This window comes from Streptococcus mitis (assembly GCF_009496155.1).
Lineage (GTDB): Bacteria > Bacillota > Bacilli > Lactobacillales > Streptococcaceae > Streptococcus > Streptococcus mitis_BQ.
This window is the reverse complement of the sequence record NZ_WIJP01000010.1, coordinates 20,259-42,345: the sequence shown is the minus strand read 5'-3', so window position 1 is coordinate 42,345 and position 22,087 is coordinate 20,259. Positions and strand designations below refer to the sequence as shown.

21 protein-coding genes, 1 tRNA gene and 1 pseudogene are annotated in these 22,087 nt (G+C 38.8%); 20 read left to right on the top strand and 3 right to left on the bottom strand.

Annotated elements, in window-relative coordinates; genetic code table 11:
• The first annotated feature begins 12 nt into the window (after positions 1 to 12).
• The 10 genes from asnA (at position 13) to GEZ84_RS07125 (ending at position 8,356) form a co-directional block, all read left to right on the top strand.
• Positions 13 to 1,005: an aspartate--ammonia ligase gene (asnA, locus tag GEZ84_RS07170; RefSeq protein ID WP_049510788.1), complete on the top strand. Its 993-nt coding sequence runs from the start codon at positions 13 to 15 to the stop codon at positions 1,003 to 1,005.
• Between the two features lie 64 nt (positions 1,006 to 1,069).
• Positions 1,070 to 1,609: a 16S rRNA (guanine(966)-N(2))-methyltransferase RsmD gene (gene rsmD, locus GEZ84_RS07165; RefSeq protein WP_153224028.1), complete on the top strand. Its 540-nt coding sequence runs from the start codon at positions 1,070 to 1,072 to the stop codon at positions 1,607 to 1,609.
• The gene (gene coaD / locus GEZ84_RS07160; protein WP_153224027.1) at positions 1,599 to 2,087 is read left to right on the top strand and encodes a pantetheine-phosphate adenylyltransferase; all 489 of its coding nucleotides are present in this window, start codon (positions 1,599 to 1,601) and stop codon (positions 2,085 to 2,087) included. The genes rsmD and coaD overlap by 11 nt, the downstream gene beginning before the upstream one ends.
• Positions 2,071 to 3,108: a SepM family pheromone-processing serine protease gene (locus GEZ84_RS07155; protein WP_000727281.1), complete on the top strand. Its 1,038-nt coding sequence runs from the start codon at positions 2,071 to 2,073 to the stop codon at positions 3,106 to 3,108. Before coaD ends, GEZ84_RS07155 begins: the two co-directional genes overlap by 17 nt.
• Before the next feature lie 57 nt (positions 3,109 to 3,165).
• On the top strand, positions 3,166 to 3,396 hold the full coding sequence (locus GEZ84_RS07150) for a DUF1146 family protein (protein WP_153224026.1): 231 nt from the start codon (positions 3,166 to 3,168) through the stop codon (positions 3,394 to 3,396).
• Between the two features lie 78 nt (positions 3,397 to 3,474).
• Positions 3,475 to 4,548, top strand: coding sequence for an acyltransferase family protein (locus GEZ84_RS07145; protein WP_153224025.1), 1,074 nt, complete (start codon positions 3,475 to 3,477; stop codon positions 4,546 to 4,548).
• The gene (gene murA / locus GEZ84_RS07140) at positions 4,533 to 5,816 is read left to right on the top strand and encodes a UDP-N-acetylglucosamine 1-carboxyvinyltransferase (protein WP_153224024.1); all 1,284 of its coding nucleotides are present in this window, start codon (positions 4,533 to 4,535) and stop codon (positions 5,814 to 5,816) included. The genes GEZ84_RS07145 and murA overlap by 16 nt, the downstream gene beginning before the upstream one ends.
• On the top strand, positions 5,809 to 5,997 hold the full coding sequence (locus GEZ84_RS07135; RefSeq protein ID WP_025171934.1) for a DNA-directed RNA polymerase subunit beta: 189 nt from the start codon (positions 5,809 to 5,811) through the stop codon (positions 5,995 to 5,997). The genes murA and GEZ84_RS07135 overlap by 8 nt, the downstream gene beginning before the upstream one ends.
• Before the next feature lie 38 nt (positions 5,998 to 6,035).
• A complete protein-coding gene (endA, locus tag GEZ84_RS07130) occupies positions 6,036 to 6,860 on the top strand; it encodes a DNA-entry nuclease EndA (RefSeq protein WP_153224023.1) in 825 nt (274 codons plus the stop codon).
• 164 nt (positions 6,861 to 7,024) lie between these two features.
• Entirely contained in the window at positions 7,025 to 8,356 is a 1,332-nt protein-coding gene (locus tag GEZ84_RS07125; RefSeq protein WP_153224022.1) for a hemolysin family protein, read from the top strand.
• Positions 8,357 to 8,552: 196 nt separating this feature from the next.
• Here GEZ84_RS07125 and GEZ84_RS07120 read toward each other — a convergent pair.
• Positions 8,553 to 8,623: transfer RNA gene (locus GEZ84_RS07120), tRNA-Cys, on the bottom strand.
• 156 nt (positions 8,624 to 8,779) lie between these two features.
• Here GEZ84_RS07120 and GEZ84_RS07115 point away from each other — a divergent pair.
• The 5 genes from GEZ84_RS07115 to GEZ84_RS07095 all read left to right on the top strand — a co-directional run bounded on the left by GEZ84_RS07115 (position 8,780) and on the right by GEZ84_RS07095 (position 15,261).
• Positions 8,780 to 10,759: a peptide ABC transporter substrate-binding protein gene (locus GEZ84_RS07115; protein ID WP_153224021.1), complete on the top strand. Its 1,980-nt coding sequence runs from the start codon at positions 8,780 to 8,782 to the stop codon at positions 10,757 to 10,759.
• A gap of 66 nt (positions 10,760 to 10,825) precedes the next feature.
• Complete coding sequence (locus tag GEZ84_RS07110; RefSeq protein ID WP_153224020.1) at positions 10,826 to 12,322, top strand: ABC transporter permease; 1,497 nt, start codon at positions 10,826 to 10,828, stop codon at positions 12,320 to 12,322.
• Positions 12,322 to 13,248, top strand: coding sequence for an oligopeptide ABC transporter permease OppC (gene oppC / locus GEZ84_RS07105; RefSeq protein WP_153224019.1), 927 nt, complete (start codon positions 12,322 to 12,324; stop codon positions 13,246 to 13,248). The genes GEZ84_RS07110 and oppC overlap by 1 nt, the downstream gene beginning before the upstream one ends.
• 8 nt (positions 13,249 to 13,256) lie before the next feature.
• A complete protein-coding gene (locus tag GEZ84_RS07100) occupies positions 13,257 to 14,324 on the top strand; it encodes an ABC transporter ATP-binding protein (RefSeq protein ID WP_153224018.1) in 1,068 nt (355 codons plus the stop codon).
• A gap of 10 nt (positions 14,325 to 14,334) precedes the next feature.
• Positions 14,335 to 15,261, top strand: coding sequence for an ATP-binding cassette domain-containing protein (locus GEZ84_RS07095; RefSeq protein ID WP_153224017.1), 927 nt, complete (start codon positions 14,335 to 14,337; stop codon positions 15,259 to 15,261).
• A 328-nt stretch (positions 15,262 to 15,589) separates the two neighbouring features.
• Here the strand turns inward: GEZ84_RS07095 and GEZ84_RS07090 are convergent, their stop codons facing one another.
• Positions 15,590 to 16,105 carry a YbhB/YbcL family Raf kinase inhibitor-like protein gene (locus GEZ84_RS07090; RefSeq protein ID WP_153224016.1) on the bottom strand — a complete coding sequence of 172 codons (516 nt, stop codon included), beginning with the start codon at positions 16,103 to 16,105 and terminating at the stop codon, positions 15,590 to 15,592.
• A 126-nt stretch (positions 16,106 to 16,231) separates the two neighbouring features.
• On the opposite strand from GEZ84_RS07090, the gene GEZ84_RS07085 reads away from it, so the two are divergent.
• The 5 genes and pseudogenes from GEZ84_RS07085 to GEZ84_RS07065 form a co-directional block, all read left to right on the top strand.
• On the top strand, positions 16,232 to 17,107 hold the full coding sequence (locus GEZ84_RS07085; RefSeq protein ID WP_153224015.1) for a LysR family transcriptional regulator: 876 nt from the start codon (positions 16,232 to 16,234) through the stop codon (positions 17,105 to 17,107).
• A 489-nt stretch (positions 17,108 to 17,596) separates the two neighbouring features.
• Entirely contained in the window at positions 17,597 to 18,574 is a 978-nt protein-coding gene (locus GEZ84_RS07080; RefSeq protein WP_153224014.1) for an ABC transporter substrate-binding protein, read from the top strand.
• Positions 18,575 to 18,585: 11 nt separating this feature from the next.
• Positions 18,586 to 19,479, top strand: a complete 894-nt coding sequence (locus GEZ84_RS07075; protein ID WP_153224013.1) for an ABC transporter permease — start codon at positions 18,586 to 18,588, stop codon at positions 19,477 to 19,479.
• Positions 19,480 to 19,491: 12 nt separating this feature from the next.
• Positions 19,492 to 20,295 (top strand): ABC transporter ATP-binding protein, encoded by an 804-nt coding sequence (locus tag GEZ84_RS07070; protein ID WP_153224012.1) that lies wholly within the window; start codon positions 19,492 to 19,494, stop codon positions 20,293 to 20,295.
• Positions 20,296 to 20,315: 20 nt separating this feature from the next.
• Positions 20,316 to 20,465, top strand: a pseudogene (locus GEZ84_RS07065) (alpha,alpha-phosphotrehalase); the annotation flags it as partial.
• Between the two features lie 421 nt (positions 20,466 to 20,886).
• Here the strand turns inward: GEZ84_RS07065 and GEZ84_RS07060 are convergent.
• Positions 20,887 to 22,053 carry an IS30 family transposase gene (locus GEZ84_RS07060; RefSeq protein ID WP_153224011.1) on the bottom strand — a complete coding sequence of 389 codons (1,167 nt, stop codon included), beginning with the start codon at positions 22,051 to 22,053 and terminating at the stop codon, positions 20,887 to 20,889.
• Between the last annotated feature and the right edge of the window lie 34 nt (positions 22,054 to 22,087).

Sequence of the window (22,087 nt, the reverse complement as noted above, 5' to 3'; positions counted from 1 at the left end):
GAGGAGTAGCTTATGAAGAAAAGTTTTATCCACCAACAAGAAGAAATTTCCTTTGTCAAAAACACTTTTACCCAGTATTTGAAAGACAAGCTAGAAGTTGTCGAAGTTCAAGGTCCTATCTTGAGTAGGGTCGGTGACGGGATGCAGGACAACTTATCAGGTGTGGAGAATGCCGTATCGGTCAAGGTTCTCCAAATCCCTGATGCTACTTATGAAGTGGTACATTCACTTGCTAAATGGAAACGCCATACCTTGGCTCGTTTTGGTTTCGGTGAGGGTGAAGGTCTCTTCGTCCACATGAAGGCCCTTCGTCCAGATGAAGATTCGCTGGATGCGACCCACTCTGTTTATGTCGACCAGTGGGATTGGGAGAAGGTTATTCCCAATGGACAACGTAACATTGCCTACCTAAAAGAAACAGTTGAGAAGATTTATAAGGCTATTCGCCTTACTGAGCTAGCTGTTGAAGCCCGCTATGACATCGAGTCTGTCTTGCCAAAACAAATCACTTTTATCCACACAGAAGAGTTGGTAGAACGCTACCCAGACTTGACACCAAAAGAGCGTGAAAATGCTATCTGTAAAGAATTTGGCGCTGTTTTCTTGATTGGTATCGGTGGCGAGTTGCCAGATGGTAAACCGCACGATGGACGTGCACCAGACTACGATGACTGGACAAGCGAATCTGAAAATGGCTACAAGGGTCTGAATGGAGATATTCTTGTCTGGAATGAGTCTTTAGGTGGAGCCTTTGAGTTGTCTTCTATGGGAATCCGTGTGGATGAAGAAACCCTTCGCCGTCAGGTTGCCATCACAGGTGATGAAGACCGCTTGGAATTGGAATGGCACAAGGCTTTGTTGAACGGTCTATTCCCATTGACAATCGGTGGAGGAATTGGACAATCTCGGATGGCTATGTTCCTACTTCGCAAGAAACATATCGGAGAGGTGCAAACAAGTGTTTGGCCTCAAGAAGTTCGCGATACTTACGAAAATATTTTGTAGAGAATCGAACCGCAAGGTTCGGTTTTCTTTCTCTTTTTGCCTATAATTTGGTATAATAAACGGTATGAAAATCGTATCAGGAATCTATGGGGGACGTCCCCTCAAGACATTAGAAGGCAAGACGACAAGGCCTACTTCGGATAAGGTTAGGGGAGCCATTTTTAATATGATTGGCCCCTACTTTGAAGGGGGACGAGTCTTGGATCTGTATGCAGGTAGTGGTGGTTTATCTATCGAGGCAGTCTCACGTGGCATGTCCAGCGCTGTTTTGGTGGAGCGAGACCGTAAAGCTCAGACCATCGTGGCTGAAAATATCCAGATGACCAAGGAAGTTGGAAAATTTCAACTCCTCAAGATGGATGCAGAAAGGGCATTGGAACAGGTATCTGGGGAATTTGATCTCATTTTCTTAGACCCTCCTTATGCCAAGGAACAAATCGTAGCAGATATTGAAAAAATGGCTGAGAGAGAGCTTTTTTCTGAAGATATCATGGTCGTGTGTGAAACGGATAAGGCCGTTGAACTTCCAGAAGAAATTGCCTGTCTGGGTATCTGGAAGGAAAAGATTTATGGAATTAGTAAGGTGACAGTCTATGTCAGATAAGATTGGTTTATTCACAGGCTCATTTGATCCGATGACAAATGGGCATCTGGATATCATTGAACGGGCGAGCAAACTTTTTGATAAGCTCTATGTCGGTATTTTTTTTAATCCCCACAAACAAGGATTTCTCCCTCTTGAAAATCGTAAACGAGGGCTAGAAACGGCTTTGAAACATTTGGCAAATGTTGAAGTTGTGTCTTCTCATGATGAATTGGTGGTTGATGTCGCAAAAAGACTGGGGGCTACTTGCCTAGTGCGGGGTTTGAGAAATGCGTCGGATTTGCAATATGAAGCCAGTTTTGATTACTACAACCATCAGCTGTCTCCTGATATAGAGACTATTTATTTACATAGCCGACCTGAACATCTTTATATCAGTTCATCAGGTGTTAGAGAACTTTTGAAGTTTGGTCAGGATATTGCCTGCTATGTTCCTGAGAGTATTTTGGAGGAAATAAGAAATGAAAAAAAAGATTAGATGGCCCTTATATGTTATAGCTGCCTTGATTGTGACTTTCTTGGCGTTTGTAGTGCCCTTGCCCTACTATATAGAGGTTCCAGGTGGTTCGGAAGATATTCGTCAAGTCCTTAAAGTAAATGACACAGAAGATAAGGAAGCTGGTGCCTATCAATTCGTTACGGTTGGTGTCCAGCACGCTACTTTAGCCCATATGATTTATGCTTGGTTGACGCCTTTTACAGATATTCGTAGCGCTCAGGAGACTACAGGTGGTTCTTCCGATGTTGAATTTATGCGAATTAATCAATTCTACATGCAAACATCGCAAAATATGGCCAAGTATCAAGGGCTAAAAACAGCTGGTAAGGATATTGAACTTAAATACCTTGGAGTTTATGTCTTGACTGTGACGGATAATTCGACCTTTAAAGGGATTCTCAACATCTCTGATACGGTCACAGCAGTCAATGATCAGACCTTCGACAGTTCCAAAGACTTGATTGATTACGTCAATTCTCAAAAATTAGGAGATTCTGTCAAAGTCACCTATGAAGAGGATGGGCAAACCAAGTCTGCAGAAGGTAAGATTATCACCTTGGAAAATGGCAAAAATGGGATTGGAATCGGTTTGATTGACCGTACAGAAGTGACCAGTGATGTCCCAATTCGCTTTTCAACAGCTGGTATCGGCGGTCCAAGTGCAGGTCTCATGTTTAGTCTGGCCATCTATACCCAAATAGCTGACCCAGGTCTTCGTAATGGTCGTATCGTTGCCGGTACAGGGACCATTGACCGTGATGGTAATGTGGGGGACATTGGAGGTATTGATAAGAAAGTTGTAGCTTCGGCTAGAGAAGGTGCCGCGATTTTCTTTGCCCCTGATAATCCTGTTAGCGAAGAAGAACAAAAAGCGCATCCTGATGCTAAAAACAACTACCAGACAGCCCTAGAAGCAGCCAAAACAATCAAGACAGATATGAAAATCGTGCCCGTTAAAACCCTACAAGATGCAATTGATTACTTGAAAAATAATCCCTAGTTTTTGAGTGAAGTTTCCAAACTAGCGCACAAACAGAGAAGATGGTATAATAGTCAAATGGTTCAATTATTATTCACTCTAAGCAGTCACATGCTCTTTATTTATGTGAGTTTTTACCTTTTAAAGAATCTTGTTAGATGGGAAAAGGTTTTAAAAGTGACAGCTGAGAACACAAGAAAAGTCCGTTTATTGATAGTCCTTTTCAGCATTGTAATGGGCTACATCATGAGTTCTTTCTTTATCAGCCTATATCAGTTGTGGCAAGAAGCGCTTAGAGGATTATTATAATTTGCGTGTTTAAGAAATTGCTTTCAAGTAGTTAGCTTTTTAAAGATATTGTTAAACTTATAAGGAGAAATAGAAATCATGGATATTATAGTCTTGTTATTGATAACGCTATTAATTTATTTGTTGCCCCAAAATAAGGAATATCTAAGTGTTGAATCTACATCAGGGCTTAGAGGATTTCTAGCTATAGGAATCATATTTCATCATTTGTCACAATGGGTTACATCGGGTGAGGAATTTTCTAATTTTTCCTATATGGGAACTTATATCGTTTCTATTTTCTTCTTTTTGTCCGCCTATGGATTGTATTCTCAGAATGAAAATAAGAAAAATTATCTAGATAATTTTTTAGTTAAGAGGCTTTCTAAAATTTTAGTTCCATTTTTTTCTATATCTTTGATTTATATGTTTTACAGATTTGTAAACGGTCAATTAATGGATTTAGATTTTTTTGCTAATTTATTTAAAAAAGGAAGTACAATTATTTATAATGGTTGGTTTGTCGATATTATAATTTTAATGTATATATTTTTTTATATATCGTTTAAGTTTTTCAGAAATAAGTCCATATCTATTGTTATCAATACAATATTTGTAATCGGTTATATCTGTTTGGCTATAAAATTAGGCTATAGTGTCTGGTGGTATAATAGTGCTTTGGCCTTCGTTATTGGTCTAATATGGGCTAAAAATCAAAATAAAATTGATAGATTTTTAGATAGGTATTACATTATAGCAATTATTTTAGTCACTGTGTTACTCTTTTTCTCACATAAATACAATATTTTATTGAAGTATATACATTTAGAAGATAGCTATAGTTATGCACTGGCGGCTAATTTAGATAATATTATTTTTACAATCTACTTAATTATTGTTTTTCTGAAAAAAATAAATTTTTCAAATATGTATTTGATTTTACTAGGTAGTATATCGTTTGAATTATATATGATACATGGATTAGTAATCTCTATTCTAGAAAAAATATTTGTGTCATCCAGAGTAAATGATGTGTTATTTACATTTTTTGTATTGATGATAAGTCTGATTTTAGCTTGGATTATTAACAAATTAGTTAATAGGTTTATTCAACAAGTAAGTCTATTTATAAAATCAACATTAAAGGAAAATACTCTATGGAAAAAATTGTAGTTCAAGGTGGCGATAATCGTCTGGTAGGAAGTGTTACGATCGAAGGAGCAAAGAATGCAGTCTTGCCCTTGTTGGCAGCGACTATTCTAGCAAGTGAAGGAAAGACTGTTTTGCAGAATGTTCCCATCTTGTCAGATGTTTTCACTATGAATCAGGTGGTTCGTGGTTTGAATGCCAAGGTGGATTTTAATGAAGAAGCTCATCTTGTTGAGGTGGACGCGACTGGTGATATTACTGAGGAAGCTCCTTACAAGTATGTCAGCAAGATGCGTGCATCTATCGTTGTCTTGGGACCAATTCTTGCCCGTGTAGGTCATGCCAAGGTATCCATGCCAGGTGGTTGTACGATTGGTAGCCGCCCTATTGACCTTCATTTGAAAGGTCTAGAAGCTATGGGGGCTAAGATTAGTCAGACAGCTGGTTACATCGAAGCCAAGGCTGATCGCTTGCAGGGTGCTCATATCTACATGGACTTCCCAAGTGTTGGTGCTACGCAGAACTTGATGATGGCAGCGACTCTGGCTGATGGTGTGACAGTGATTGAAAACGCTGCGCGTGAGCCTGAGATTGTTGACCTAGCCATTCTCCTCAATGAAATGGGAGCTAAGGTTAAGGGTGCTGGTACAGAGACCATTACCGTTACTGGTGTTGACAAACTTCATGGTACGACTCATAATGTAGTCCAAGACCGTATCGAAGCAGGAACCTTTATGGTAGCTGCTGCCATGACTGGTGGTGATGTCTTGATTAAAGACGCTGTTTGGGAGCACAACCGTCCCTTGATTGCCAAATTGCTTGAAATGGGGGTGGAAGTGACAGAGGAGACTGAAGGAATTCGAGTTCGCTCTCAACTAGAAAATTTAAAAGCTGTTCATGTGAAAACCTTGCCCCATCCAGGATTTCCAACAGATATGCAGGCTCAATTTACAGCCTTGATGACCGTCGCAAAAGGGGAATCAACCATGGTGGAGACAGTTTTCGAAAATCGTTTCCAACACCTAGAAGAGATGCGTCGCATGGGCTTACATTCTGAGATTATCCGTGACACAGCTCGTATTGTTGGTGGACAACCTTTGCAGGGAGCAGAAGTTCTTTCTACCGATCTTCGTGCCAGCGCAGCTTTGATTTTGACAGGTTTGGTAGCACAGGGAGAAACCGTGGTTGGTAAATTGGTTCACTTGGATAGAGGTTACTACCGATTCCATGAGAAGTTAGCACAGCTAGGTGCTAAGATTCAGCGGATTGAGGCAAGTGATGAAGATGAGTAAGAAATCAAGCTATGTAATCAAGCGTCTACTTCTAGTCATTTTGGTACTGTTTTTAGGTGCTCTTGCCCTAGGAATCGGTTTAATGGTAGGTTATGGAATCTTGGGCAAGGGTCAAGATCCATGGGCTATCCTGTCTCCAGCAAAATGGCAGGAATTGATTCATAAATTTACAGGAAATTAGGCTGGAGAACCAGCCTTTTTCTAAAGATAAGGAGAAACATGAACAAAAAAACAAGACAGACACTGATCGGACTGCTAGTGTTATTGCTTTTGTCTGCAGGGAGCTATTATATCAAGCAGATGCAGTCGACAGCTAATAGTCCTAAAACAAAGGTTAGTCAGAAAAAACAAGCGTCTGAAACTCCTAGTCAAGAATTGGCAGAGAGTGTCTTAACAGACGCAGTCAAGAGTCAAATAAAAGGGAGTCTTGAGTGGAACGGCTCAGGTGCTTTTATCGTCAATGGTAATAAAACAAATCTAGATGCCAAGGTTTCAAGTAAGCCTTACGCTGATAACAAAACAAAGACAGTGGGTAAGGAAACTGTGCCAACCGTAGCAAATGCCCTCTTGTCTAAGGCTACTCGCCAGTACAAGAATCGTGAAGAAACTGGGAATGGTTCGACTTCTTGGACACCTCCAGGCTGGCATCAGGTTAAGAATCTAAAGGGATCTTATACGCATGCCGTCGATAGAGGTCACTTGTTAGGCTATGCCTTAATCGGCGGCTTGGATGGTTTTGATGCCTCAACAAGTAATCCTAAAAACATTGCTGTTCAGACAGCCTGGGCAAATCAGGCGCAGGCCGAGGATTCGACTGGTCAAAACTACTATGAAAGTCTGGTGCGTAAAGCCCTAGACCAAAACAAGCGTGTCCGTTACCGTGTAACACTTTACTACGCTACAAACGATGACTTAGTTCCTTCAGCTTCACAGATTGAAGCCAAGTCTTCAGACGGAGAATTGGAATTTAATGTTCTAGTCCCCAATGTTCAAAAGGGACTTCAACTGGATTACCGAACTGGAGAAGTGACTGTTACTCAGTGAAATATAACATAAACTCCTATGTCACTTGTAGATGTAGGAGTTCTTCTTTTACTAGTTTAATCAAGGTTAAGGAGGGCTACAATAGACACTGATAAAAAATAATATGTACTGGACTAGATTTTGTGATATAATAAAGGATAAATTACTATTTTAGGAGAAGAACTATGGAAGACCCAAGTAGTCAGAATTTGTTGCTACAATTTGTTTTATTGTTTATCTTGACGGTGTTAAATGCTTTTTTCTCAGCTACAGAAATGGCCATGGTGTCACTAAATCGTGCGCGGGTTGAACAAAAAGCAGAAGAAGGAGATAGACGCTATATCCGTCTGCTGAAGGTACTAGAAAATCCTAACCATTTTTTATCAACCATTCAAGTAGGAATTACTCTGATTACGATCTTATCAGGGGCTAGTTTGGCAGAAACTCTGGGACGAGAAATTGCTTCTTGGCTTGGAAATAGCGAAACAGCTTATGCCGTTGCAAGTTTTCTATCTTTAGCATTTTTGACTTATATTTCCATCGTTTTTGGGGAATTGTATCCCAAAAGAATCGCTCTTAATCTGAAGGATGCCTTGGCGATTCGTACAGCGCCAGTTATCATTGGGCTGGGGAAACTAGTTAGTCCCTTTGTTTGGCTCTTATCTGCATCTACCAATCTATTGAGTCGCTTGACTCCTATGACCTTTGACGATGCTGATGAAAAAATGACCCGTGATGAAATTGAGTACATGCTGACCAATAGTGAAGAAACACTAGATGCTGATGAAATTGAGATGTTACAGGGGATTTTTTCACTGGATGAATTGATGGCCAGAGAGGTCATGGTTCCTCGAACGGATGCATTTATGGTGGATATTCAGGATGATAGTCAAACCATTATCCAAAGTATTTTAAAACAAAATTATTCTCGTATCCCTGTCTATGATGGAGACAAGGATAACGTGATTGGGATTATTCACACCAAGAGTCTTCTTAAGGCAGCTTTTGTAGACGGTTTTGACAATATTGTATGGAAGAGAATTTTACAAGATCCACTCTTTGTTCCTGAAACTATTTTTGTGGATGACTTGCTAAAAGAATTGCGCAATACCCAAAGACAAATGGCAATCTTGCTAGATGAATACGGTGGTATGGCTGGTTTGGTGACCTTAGAAGACCTCTTAGAGGAAATTGTTGGGGAAATCGATGACGAAACAGATAAGGCAGAAATCGAAGTTCATCAAATCGGAGAAGACACTTATATCGTTCAAGGTACCATGAATCTCAATGATTTCAATGACTACTTTGATGTTGAACTGGAAAGTGATGACGTTGATACCATCGCTGGTTATTATTTGACAGGAGTTGGGACCATTCCAACGACTGAGAAACTCAGCTATGAATTGGTCAGCCAAAACAAACAGCTTATCCTAACCAATGATAAGGTAAAAAATGGACGTGTTACCAAGGTAAAAGTCCAAATTACAGAAGTCGAAATAGAAGAAGAAACAGAGTAAACTAGAGGCTTTTGTCACCAGGTGTGACGAAGCTTTTTTCAGTTGATTTCAAAAGAGAATTGTACCCTCGAAAAATTCAGCCCAAACTTGCCCCAAAAGTTTTTTAAAGTGATACGTATTTATTCGAGGAAAAAGAAAAAAGCCCTTCAAACTGGGCTTTCTGTTCGTTTGAAACCTGATAAATCAAGTTCGTAGAAGGCGGTAGACGGATTTGAACCGACGATCAAGCTTTTGCAGAGCCGTGCCTTACCACTTGGCTATACCGCCTTTACTTTTATTATTATACCTTGAAAATCATTCACAGTCAATAGCTTTTTCAGATTTTTTGTATGAATAAGCCTAAATATTCTGAAAATTCGTTTACTTTTCTTGAAATCTATGTTATAATTGATAAAACCTATACTTTATAAGAGGAGTAAAGAAATGAAAAAAAGTAGAGTCTTTGTTGCAGCAGGAGTTGCTTTATTAGCAACAGGTGTATTAGTAGCTTGTGGGAATTCAAAATCATCTGATTCGACAGCTCCAAAAACTTATGGCTATGTCTATTCAGCTGATCCAGAAACATTGGACTATCTTATCTCTGGAAAAGAGAGTACGAAAGTGGCTACTTCAAACGGGATCGATGGCCTCTTCACAAATGACAAATACGGGAATTTGACTCCTGCGGTTGCAGAAGACTGGTCTGTATCAAAAGACGGATTGACATATACCTACAAAATTCGTAAAGGTGTCAAATGGATGACATCCGATGGTGAAGAATATGCCGAAGTGACTGCTAAAGATTTCGTGAATGGATTGAAACATGCGGCAGATAAGAAATCAGAAGCTCTATATCTAGCTGAAACTTCTGTTAAAGGTTTATCTGATTATTTGGCTGGGAATTCAAAAGATTTCTCTACAGTAGGTGTTAAAGCGGTTGATGACTATACTCTTGAGTATACTTTGAACCAACCAGAACCTTACTGGAACTCTAAGATGGTTTATTCAATTTTCTGGCCATTAAACGAAGAATTTGAAAAATCAAAAGGCTCTGATTTTGCTAAAGCGACAGATCCTACATCATTGCTATATAATGGACCTTTCTTGCTCAAAGGTTTGACTGCTAAATCTTCTATCGAATTTGCTAAGAACGAGCAGTACTGGGATAAAGAGAATGTTCATTTAGATACAGCAACACTGGCATATTTTGATGGTTCGGACCAAGAATCACTTGAGCGTAACTTTACAAGTGGAGCTTATAGTTTTGCTCGTCTTTACCCAACAAGTTCAAACTTCTCAAAGGTAGAGGAGTCATACAAGGATAATATTTTCTACACTCCATCAGGAGCTGGTATTGGAGGTTTAGGTGTAAATATCGATCGACAAAATTACAAATATACATCTAAAACGACAGATGAAGAGAAAACATCTACTAAGAAAGCTCTTCTTAACAAAGACTTCCGCCAAGCCTTGAACTTTGCCTTTGACCGTACAGGTTATTCTGCTCAAGTTAACGGTAAAGAAGGTGCTCCTCTCGCAGTTCGTAATTTATTTGTGAAACCAGACTTTGTGACTGCAGGCGAAAAAACTTTCGGTGACTTGGTTGCTGAAAAAGTTAAGACTTATGGAGATGAGTGGAAAGATGTAAACTTTGCTGATGGTCAAGACGGTCTCTTTAACGCTGACAAAGCTAAAGCAGAATTTGCTAAAGCTAAAACTGCTCTGGAAGCAGAAGGTGTGAAATTCCCTATCCACTTGGATGTTCCAGTAGACCAAACCTCTAAAAACTTTGTCGCACGGATTCAGTCGTTCAAACAATCAGTTGAAAAAGTTTTAGGCGAAGAAAATGTTGTCATCGATATTCAACAAATTTCTAAAGATGAATTCTTTAATGCGACTTATTATGCTGCTAATGCAGCAGCTGAGGATTGGGATCTTTCAGGTGCGGTTGGATGGAATCCTGACTATGAAGATCCATCAACTTACCTTGATATCCTTAAATCAACTAATAGTGAGCAAACGAAAACTTATATGGGGTATGATGACCCATCAAATGCAGCTGCAGCTAAAGTTGGTGTGAAAGATTACGATAAATTGCTTGATGAAGCTGGAAAAGAAACAAGTGATCTTAACAAACGTTATGAAAAATATGCTGCTGCTCAAGCTTGGTTGACAGACAGTTCACTCTTCTTACCAGCTATGTCTTCTAGTGGTGCTGCACCATTCATTTCTCGTGTTGTACCATTCTCAGCTTCTTATAGCCAATCTGGAGACAAAGGTTCAAATCTCTACTTCAAATATATTCAGTTACAAGACAAAGTTGTAACAAAGGCTGATTATGAACAAGCTCGTGAGAAATGGCTCAAAGAGAAAAAAGAATCAAACGAAAAAGTTCAAAAAGAATTGACTAAACACGTTAAATAAATAACTCTCAAGGGAACTTTCTCTCCATGAGGAGAAGGTTCTTTTGGGATTTAAAAAGGAAACGATATGAAGAAATATATTTTTATGCGTGTCTTGCGGTCATTGGTTTCTATCTTCTTAGTAACAACCTTGACTTACACGATTATCTATACAATGGTTCCTCGAAAATTAATTTTCAAACAGGATACCAACTATAACAAGATTGCGACAACTGCTGATAAGCGTGATAACTATGAGAACACTGTTTATGAGCGTATGGGCTATATCGAGTACTACGATACCAAGGAATTGCAAGAAAAAGCTAGCCAGATGGATGCCTCTGTAACAGTTGAAGCTAATGACACCAACAAGGCTATCTATGAAAAATACATCAAACAAATCGGTCATGGTTGGACTCTAGGAGAATTTACTGAAAGTGGCCAATTCTACGCTACTCGTGAAATCCCAATTTTTGAACGTGTTTTCAAATTCTATGCTAACTTAATTGACATTGACCATACAAATAAAATTCAAGACCCTGAAAATCCAGACTTGAAACGTTACCTTCGTTTCGAAAATGATCCAGCAATCGGATGGTCATTGGTTGGTTCAGGAACTAAACATAAATATCTCTTGTACTTCAACAGTCAGTTCCCATTCGTGCATCAAAACTTTGTGAACATCAATTTAGGTGACTCTTATCCAACATATGCTAATAGCCCTGTTTTACAGGTTATTACTCAGGGGCAAGGGCAAACAAAAACGGGTCAAGTTCAGTTCCCAACAGGTAAGAAAACTTCTTCTGTAAATATTTACTCAAGAACCTACAAATCACCTAGTCAGGCTGATTCTCGTGAAGTAGCCAACTACGGAAAAGATGATCCTTATACAGCTACTGAAAGTAACTACCAATATCCTTCTATGATTGCCAGCTCTGCTGTCGTTGGATTGATTGGTTTAGTGATTTCTTATGCGATTGCCGTGCCGCTTGGTTCAGCCATGGCCCGTTTCAAGAACACTTGGATTGATAGCTTTTCGACAGGTGCTTTGACCTTCTTGATGGCTCTTCCAACGATTGCCTTGGTTTACATCGTTCGTTTGATTGGATCATCAATTGGTCTTCCAGATTCATTCCCTATCCTGGGAGCTGGAGATTGGCGTTCTTATGTTTTACCAGCAGTTATCCTTGGTTTGTTGGGGGCTCCTATTACAGCTATTTGGATTCGTCGTTATATGATTGACTTGCAATCACAAGATTTTGTACGTTTTGCTCGTGCAAAAGGTTTATCTGAAAAAGAAATTTCAAACAAACACATCTTTAAAAATGCCATGGTTCCGCTTGTTTCAGGAATTCCTGGTGCCGTTATCGGGGTTATCGGTGGTGCAACTCTTACTGAAACAGTCTTCGCCTTCCCAGGTATGGGTAAAATGTTGATTGATTCTGTAAAAGCATCTAATAACTCTATGGTCGTTGGTCTTGTCTTCATCTTTACATGTATTTCTATCCTCTCTCTTCTTTTAGGAGATATTTGGATGACTATTATTGACCCACGTATTAAATTGACTGAGAAAGGAGGCAAATAATGTCTACAATCGATAAAGAAAAATTTCAGTTCGTAAAACGTGACGATTTTGCCTCTGAAACTATTGATGCGCCAGCATATTCTTACTGGAAATCAGTGTTTAGACAATTTATGAAGAAAAAATCAACTGTAGTCATGTTGGGAATCTTGGTAGCCATCATTTTGATGAGTTTCATCTACCCAATGTTTTCTAAGTTTGATTTCAATGATGTCAGCAAGGTAAACGATTTTAGCGCTCGTTATATCAAGCCAAATGCTGAGCATTGGTTCGGTACTGACAGTAACGGTAAATCGCTCTTTGACGGTGTCTGGTTCGGAGCTCGTAACTCTATCCTCATTTCTGTCATTGCGACAGCGATTAACTTGGTTATCGGTGTCTTTGTCGGTGGTATTTGGGGAATTTCAAAATCCGTTGACCGTGTCATGATGGAAGTTTATAACGTCATCTCAAACATTCCATCTCTTTTGATTGTCATTGTCTTGACTTACTCAATCGGAGCTGGATTCTGGAATCTGATTTTTGCCATGAGTGTAACAACATGGATTGGGATTGCTTTCATGATCCGTGTGCAAATCTTGCGTTATCGTGATTTGGAATACAACTTGGCGTCGCGTACTTTGGGAACCCCAACCTTGAAGATTGTTGCCAAAAATATCATGCCACAATTGGTATCTGTTATTGTGACAACGATGACCCAAATGCTTCCAAGCTTTATCTCATACGAAGCCTTCTTGTCTTTCTTCGGTCTTGGATTACCGATTACAGTGCCAAGTTTGGGTCGTTTGATTTCGGATTATTCACAAAACGTAACAACCAATGCTTACTTGTTCTGGATTCCATTGACAACTCTTGTCTTGGTATCCTTGTCCTTTTTCGTAGTTGGTCAAAACTTAGCAGATGCTAGTGATCCACGTACACATAGATAGGAGTAGAAATGACAAAAGAAAAAAATGTAATTTTGACTGCTCGCGATATTGTCGTGGAATTTGACGTTCGTGACAAAGTATTGACAGCCATTCGCGGCGTTTCCCTTGAACTAGTTGAAGGAGAGGTACTAGCCTTGGTAGGCGAGTCAGGATCAGGGAAATCTGTTTTGACAAAAACCTTTACAGGTATGCTTGAAGAAAATGGTCGTATTGCCCAAGGAAGTATTGACTACCGTGGTCAAGATTTGACATCCTTGTCTTCTCACAAGGATTGGGAACAAATTCGTGGCGCTAAGATTGCGACGATTTTCCAGGATCCAATGACTAGTTTGGACCCAATTAAAACAATTGGTAGTCAGATTACAGAAGTTATTGTAAAACACCAAGGAAAAACAGCCAAAGAAGCAAAAGAATTGGCGATTGACTATATGAATAAGGTTGGGATTCCAGACGCAGATAGACGTTTTGATGAATACCCATTCCAATATTCTGGAGGAATGCGTCAACGTATCGTTATTGCGATTGCTCTTGCCTGCCGACCTGATGTCCTGATCTGTGATGAGCCAACGACTGCCTTGGATGTGACTATTCAGGCACAGATTATTGATTTGCTGAAATCTTTACAAAACGAGTACCATTTCACAACAATCTTTATCACCCACGACCTTGGTGTGGTAGCAAGTATTGCGGATAAGGTAGCGGTTATGTATGCAGGAGAAATCGTTGAATATGGAACGGTTGAGGAAGTCTTCTATGACCCTCGCCATCCATATACATGGAGTCTCTTGTCTAGCTTGCCTCAGCTTGCTGATGATAAAGGGGATCTTTACTCAATCCCAGGAACACCTCCGTCACTTTATACTGACTTGAAAGGGGATGCCTTTGCCTTGCGTTCAGACTATGCAATGCAGATTGACTTCGAACAAAAAGCCCCTCAATTCTCAGTATCAGAGACGCATTGGGCTAAAACTTGGCTGCTTCATGAGGATGCTCCAAAAGTAGAAAAACCAGCTGTGATTGCAAATCTCCACGATAAGATTCGTGATAAAATGGGATTTGCCCATCTGGCAGACTAGGAGGAAGGAAATGTCTGAAAAATTAGTAGAAATCAAAGATTTAGAAATTTCCTTCGGTGAAGGAAGTAAGAAGTTTGTCGCGGTTAAAAATGCTAACTTCTTTATCAACAAGGGAGAAACTTTCTCGCTTGTAGGTGAGTCAGGTAGTGGGAAAACAACTATTGGTCGTGCGATAATCGGTCTCAATGATACAAGTAATGGTGACATCATTTTTGATGGTCAAAAGATTAATGGTAAGAAATCTCGTGAACAAGTTGCGGAATTGATTCGTCGTATCCAGATGATTTTCCAAGACCCTGCAGCAAGTTTGAATGAACGTGCGACTGTTGATTATATTATTTCTGAAGGTCTTTACAATCACCATCTGTTCAAAGATGAAGAAGAACGTAAAGAGAAAGTTCAAAATATTATCCGTGAAGTAGGTCTTCTTGCTGAGCACTTGACTCGTTACCCTCATGAATTCTCAGGTGGTCAACGTCAACGTATCGGTATCGCCCGTGCCTTGGTCATGCAACCAGACTTTGTTATTGCAGATGAGCCAATTTCAGCCTTGGACGTTTCTGTACGTGCCCAAGTCTTGAACTTGCTTAAAAAATTCCAAAAAGAACTTGGTTTGACCTATCTCTTCATCGCCCATGATTTGTCGGTTGTTCGCTTTATTTCAGATCGTATTGCAGTTATTTATAAGGGGGTTATTGTAGAGGTTGCAGAAACAGAAGAATTGTTTAACAATCCAATTCACCCATATACTCAAGCCTTGCTTTCAGCGGTACCAATCCCAGATCCAATCTTGGAACGTAAGAAGGTCTTGAAGGTTTACGATCCAAGTCAACATGACTATGAGACTGATAAGCCGTCTATGGTTGAAATCCGTCCAGGTCACTATGTGTGGGCTAACCAAGCAGAATTAACACGTTATAAACAAGATATACGCTAATATTGGTTTTATAATTTCCATGTCAATTTTATGGAAATTATAAACCTTTTTTCTATCCTTAAAAGAGATAGGTTTAAAAATTTTAAAATGATAAAAACGCATAATATTAGATGTAGGTAAGCTTGATATTATGCGTTTTTATTATGTAAAGTTTTGATAAATTTCTCCTAATACTCTTTGATTTTCATTGAGTATAAGCTTGAGTTTTTCTATAGCTTCAAACTTATGTATAGAGAATTTTAGAAATTGGAGTATGTTAAATTAGTGAATTTGATAGCCCGTATCTGTTTCAAAGTATTATAAAATTTGTTTATCCCATATTTTTTATTTAAAATTGACCAATAACAACTGTACTAGTTTTCTCCAATGAGATTGAAGAGAGAGCATCTAATAGTTCATTATAGTAGAATCCATTTTTCAAATCTGTTTTAGTAGCTAGAGCGAACACTTCTAGCGTATATCGATGATCTTTATCAGGAGGAGTTGGTCCAACAAACATAGAATCAATTTCAGAAAAATCAGTTTCCAATAGAGGACTTGCGAAACTATTTTTCCCTTGCGTAATAGAATCTTTATAATCTAGACTGTAATTTTCAGGAATAATGACTGTATTATTTTTGACTTCTATATCCGTAGCAAGCCAGTGAATCCAAGGGAATGAACAAACTGGAATAGCATCATAATCAATTAAAGTAATAGCTGTATATTTTGTCCCTTCTGGTAATTCGCTAATTTCAAAGGGGAAAGATCGTATAGGATTCCCCTTAATAATGTCAGTACAATCTGCTTCTTTTCCAAATCGTTTAGGCAATAAGTTCTGGTTAAAAGGTATATTAATCTTCATCATATTGCTCCTTTCATATAATCGAATAAATTATTCTTGATTCTATGATATAATAAATACTAACTTTTTAAAATTTGGAAAAAGTTAATAATTCATTAAATATTATTTTAGGAAGGAGAGGAGATAATGAATTTAGATTGGTATTATACATTCTTAGTATTATCTAAACACCTCAATTATCATAGAGCAAGTGAAGAATTATTTTTAACGGAACCAACACTTCACCAGCAAATAAAAAAACTCGAAAAACACTTGCAAGTAAATTTATTTGAAACAGTTGGAAGAAATTTAACTCTGACTCCAACAGGACGAGAATTTATCCCTATCGTAAAAAAAATAATTGCGACATATGAAGATGGAATTAAAAAAATACAGTTAAAAAATAAAAAGTTGGAAACACATTTAAACATCGCAGTTTCACCTTACATAGCTACCTATCTGTTACCGAAATTTCTTCCAGAATTTTTTGAAGAACAACCATCTGTAGGTATTTCAATTACCGTTTTACAAAATGATATTGCTCGAGAAATTGAAAATAATCAATTTGATATTGGGATAGCTAGGGAAGAACCTTATACTACAAAGATTAATTCAGAAAAAATTTGTGAGGGGAAAATTGCTCTTTTTTATCCCAAAAATGATTCTCAACTAACTGAGGTGGAGTTATTTCAAAAATATAAGATTTTATCAGATAATCATCCTGTTTATTGGAATAAAGTAAAACAAGAAATTTCTGAAATTGTTCCAGAATCTCAATTTGTTTCTATAAAGGATATAGCAGTGACTGAGAAATTGATTGAAATGGGACAAGGGATATCTTATCTTCCTCTATACCTTAAAATGACTTTAAATCCTAATATTGCTACTCGAATACCAGAAGAAATTTCTATTCCACTATCCTTTACTTACATAATGACTAGAAAAAATTTGGAAGCTATTGAACTTTTCAAAGATAAATTTAAGGAATTTATTGTTTTTGAGCAAAATAAAGTAAATTTTTGACTCTTAAAAAGATGACTTGTGTATCTAGAAGCTAGTGTTAATGTATAAAATTGAAATTTCGTGTCATCTTTTCTGGGTTTAGACTGACTTTGTTATGAGTTTGAAACAGAAATCGAAAAACTTTGAAAGAATTTTCGAAAAATTTTAAAAAATTCTGAAATATTCTTGACAGCTAATGAAAAAGGTGGTAAGATAGGAAACATCAAAAAAGAAAGCAGAAAAAGAAATGAATAAAAGACAAGCTGTAACGATGAATCAAAACTTTTACTTTAGCTACTTTAGATAGTGTTTGTAGACATGTCACCATGGATGCAAACAGTTCAAGCAATTTGTTTGTATCTATGTGGCTAAGATTTTTGATTGTGGTCCATATAGATGAATATCTAAATGGACTAGCAAAGTTATAACTTGTTAGATTATTTCAAGCATCCGTTTAGATAGTATCTAGGCGGTTTTTTTGTTTTATCTTTTCTGAGAAGGAGTTTCATTATGAAAGTTGTTCGAAAATTACTAGCCCCTCTCTTGGTAGTGGGTATCCTCTTGCTCTCTCTGATTAGTTTACATCAGTTGAAGGCAGATAAGAAAAAAGATGTGTTTCGTATCGGTATTTCGCAATTTATTACCCACCAGTCTCTAGATGCTACTAGAGAAGGATTTGTGGATGAGCTGGCTAAACAAGGCTATGTGGAGGGGAAAAATATTGAGATTGATTTACAAAATGCACAAGGAGAACAGAGAAATCTAAAAACCATTTCCCAGCAACTAGCAGAATCCAGTGATGTTGTTCTAGCTATCGCAACGCCTTCTGCTCAGAGCTTGACCAATACAACGCAAACAACACCTGTTATCTTTTCAGCTGTAACAGACCCAGTCAGTGCCAAGTTGGTTGAGTCAAGAGAACATCCTGGGGGCAATGTAACTGGGACAAGCGACCAGTCGTCAGATGCCATTTCAACCCAAATCAATTTGATAAAGAAAGTCCTACCAAAGGCTAAAACGATTGGAATTCTCTATACTCAGAGCGAGCCAAATTCGGTTGTCCAAAAGGATGAAGCCAAACGACTTCTAGAAGAAAAAGGATTTACCGTTGTTGAAAAAACAATCTTGGACAGTAACAACGTCAAGGCGGCTGCAGAAAGCTTGATGGCAGAGGTGGATATGGTTTTTGTCCCAACGGACAATATCATTTCGTCAACCATGGAAACAGTCAAGCAGGTTTCTATTAAACACAAGGTTCCAGTATTTGGTGGTTCAACAGAAATGATTGCTGTTGGTGGCTTGTATAACTACGGAACCAATTATGAAGAATTGGGACGGCAGACAGCACGAATGCTGGTTCGTGTTTTAAAAGGGGAAAAGCCAGAAAATATAGCAGTTGAGTTGCCTGAAAAACTGGAATTGCATATTAATCAAGAAATGGCAGATGCACTAGGAATTGATATTAGTAAGTTAGAAGGCAAGGAATAAGGAGGTTTAAGATGAATTTTGTATTATCTAGTTTATCAGAAGGTTTGTTGTGGTCGATTATGGCGATTGGGGTCTACTTGACTTTCCGTATTTTGGATATTGCGGATATGACTGCTGAAGGAGCCTTTCCACTGGGGGCGGCTGTCGTCGTATCTCAGATACAGGCAGGGACAAATCCTTGGATTGCGACCTTACTTGCTTTGCTGGCAGGTATGGTAGCAGGTCTAGTATCAGGAATGCTCCACACCAAGATGAAAATTCCAGCTCTCTTGACAGGTATTGTGACTTTGACAGGGCTTTATTCAATCAATATTAAAATCATGGGAAGTGTGCCCAATCTTTCCTTGGGAGATTCTTCGACTGTCTTTAAACAGTTGGCGAGCTTAGGGCTGACAACTGAGGAAGCTGTTTTCTCACTCAGTTTAGCCTGTCTCTTACTTGTTTGTTTGGTCTTGACTCTTTTGATGAAAACAGAGATTGGCTTGGTCTTGCGTTCGACTGGTGATAATATTCCGATGAGTGAGGCAAATGGGGTCAATGTAGATACCATGAAGATTGTTGGTTACATGATTTCAAACGGCTTGATTGCCCTATGTGGTTCCTTGTTCGCCCAAAATGATGGATTTTCAGATGTGACTTCTGGGACAGGGACTATCGTGGTTGGTTTGAGTGCTGTGATTATTGCGGAAGTCTTGATTCACGATTTGACCATTGGAGGTCGCTTGTTATCTATCGGAATCGGTGCTATTGTTTACCGTTTGATTATTTTAAATATCTATGAAATTCCAAGTCTAGATCAAAATCTGGTTCGTCTCTTTAATGCAATCTTGCTTGCCTTGGTTTTATTTGCACCAGAATTGCAAAAGAGATTAAAGATTCGTGGTTTGAAACTGAGAAATGAATAGGAGGAGAAAGTTATGGCAAGCTTGTTAACACTTGAAAATATTCACAAAACATTTGAAGCAGGGACGGTCAATGAGAACCATGTCCTCAAAGGATTAGATTTAGAAGTTGAAGAGGGAGATTTTATCTCTGTAATCGGTGGAAATGGAGCAGGTAAATCCACTTTGATGAATATCCTAGCTGGCAATCTATCGGTGGACGAAGGAGACCTTTTATTGGCAGGGAAATCCATTAAAAATCTGAGTGTAAGAAAGAGAGCAAAGGATATCGCCCGTGTTTTTCAGGATCCTAAGATGGGAACAGCTTCTCGTTTGACGATTGAGGAGAATATGGCTATTGCCTTGAGACGCGGTCAGAAGAGAGGGCTTGGTTGGGGCGTGAAGGAGAAGGATAGAATCCAGTTCCAAGAAGCCTTGAAAAAGTTGAATATTGGCCTTGAAAATCGCTTGAAAGTGGATACTCAATACCTCTCGGGAGGACAAAGACAGGCCTTGACCCTAGTCATGGCATCTCTGGTGAAACCCAAACTCTTGCTTTTGGATGAACATACTGCGGCACTTGACCCGAAAACGAGTCAAATGGTGATGGATTTGACGCAAAAGATTGTGGAACACCATCAGTTGACAACCTTGATGATTACCCATGATATGAACCATGCGATTGAGTACGGAAATCGTCTCATTATGCTCTATCAAGGCAAGATAGTGGTGGATGTCAAGGGAGAGGAGAAAAAGCATCTGACGGTTGAAGATCTCATGCATCTCTTCCAGAAAAATAGTGGCCAAAGTCTAGTCAGTGATGAGTTAGTTTTGGGATAAAGAAAAAGGCTGAGATGTGGCTCAATAATTTTTATGCCACAGAAGTGGAAATGGATTTACCACTAGCCTAGCAAAATAGGCAAATTTTGATTTCCAATTATGAAGATGTAGAAGTGTCTGAAAAAATCCTACTCAAACCTTATCAAACACTGGCTATCTATATAAATTAATACTCTTCGAAAATCTCTTCAAACTGTGTCAGCTCTATCTGCAACCTCAAAACAGTGTTTTGAGCAGCCTGCGGCTAGGTTCCTAGTTTGCTCTTTGATTTTCATTGAGTATAAACTCAGTAAGGAGCCCTCTTTTGCAGAAAAGAAGGGTTCTTTTTGCTGTCTATTCGGTAAATTCCCAAACTAAGTTCCACCGCTAGTAGAAGTGGAAGTTAGTCTGATAAAAATCATAAAAACCAGTAGAATTCCGTGTCAGGGTAAGTTCCACTGGTTTTACTAATGCTTGATTTCATCGCTTTTGTAGCCGAAAGGCATCGAAAAAAAGAGCGCACAAAATCCCCTCATCTGAAAGCGTTTCAGATTAAGTTCCGCTATGGTGGAAGTTAGTGTGAGACGTTTGAATGGGGTTTTAGGTTAGTTTTTAGATTTTATGTTGGAGTAATTTAGAAGACTGACAGACGTCTTCTGCAGGTATTTTAGAAATACCGAGAAGCTTAGGAATCTCTTCTCCGTAAGTAAAGGCAAAGAGTTCATAGGCTGACTTTCCATTCAAAGCAGCCCGTTTGACACTGTTGACATGCGAACAAACAAGATTGATGTCCTCTTGAGTTAAGTTATCAAAGGAAGTTCCCTTTGGAAGAATGTCGCGAATTAGTGTGTGATTTTTCTCAATTCTCCCTTTCTGGTCAGAGCGATTAGGGTCACAAAAGAAGAGTTTACTCTCTCCTCGCACATCCATTTCGATGTCATCAACCCTGGCAAACTCTCCACCATTATCTGTCAGGATGACAGGAAAGAGTAGGAAGAAATCTTTGTCAGCTTGGTGAAGAGTGTTCTTGATATCATAGAGGTGTTTGGTAACCTCAAGGGCAGTTTTATTATCCAGAATCCTAGCGAAGATAAAGTTACAGAAAGAGAGATTGAAGGTGAGTAGGACTTTACCTCCTATCCTGCCCATAACAGTGTCCATTTCCAGCCAAGAGTTCAGTTGGTTAAGAGCTAAATAATTTTGGAAATCCTCATAGGAACGTCCTTTTTTAGCTTCTTTAGGGATGGAAGGTAACTTACTTTTCCGTCTTTCTTTGAATTTAACGGCTCTGGCTAAATCAATCGGAGCGATAGATAGGTATCCTTTTCGGATGTGTCGATAGACAGTTGAGGAGCTGACATCAAGGTTATGAGTTTTGAGGATATGATAGATGTGTTGTCCCTTTTTAACCCCATCAGAAATGACTTTGTCCATGTCCCAGAAAGTCTGCGAGTTAAGGGGAGTGCCTTCACGAGCTTCGACAAGAGTTTGTTCGTACTGCTTTTGAGCTTGTTTAGCGAGGTAGAAGATTTTCTGATAGCCACAATTTTGTCTTCTTTTAGGGCAACCGTTACAGACAAAGGGAGCCTTATCGAGTAGAGGGCAAGGAAGGTTATCGCATGTAGACTCTCGGACTTGTCTGTTTCGTTTGACTTCTTTAGAAACAGTGGTCGGGTCTTTTAGAATGGATTGTCCGATAACTTTGAAGGTTTCACCGCGCTCTAAGCCTAATTGGATATCATTACGGTCTGAAAGGGTAAGGTGTTTATGTTTTGTCATAGTGGACCTCATTTCTAACTCAAACGTCTCATAC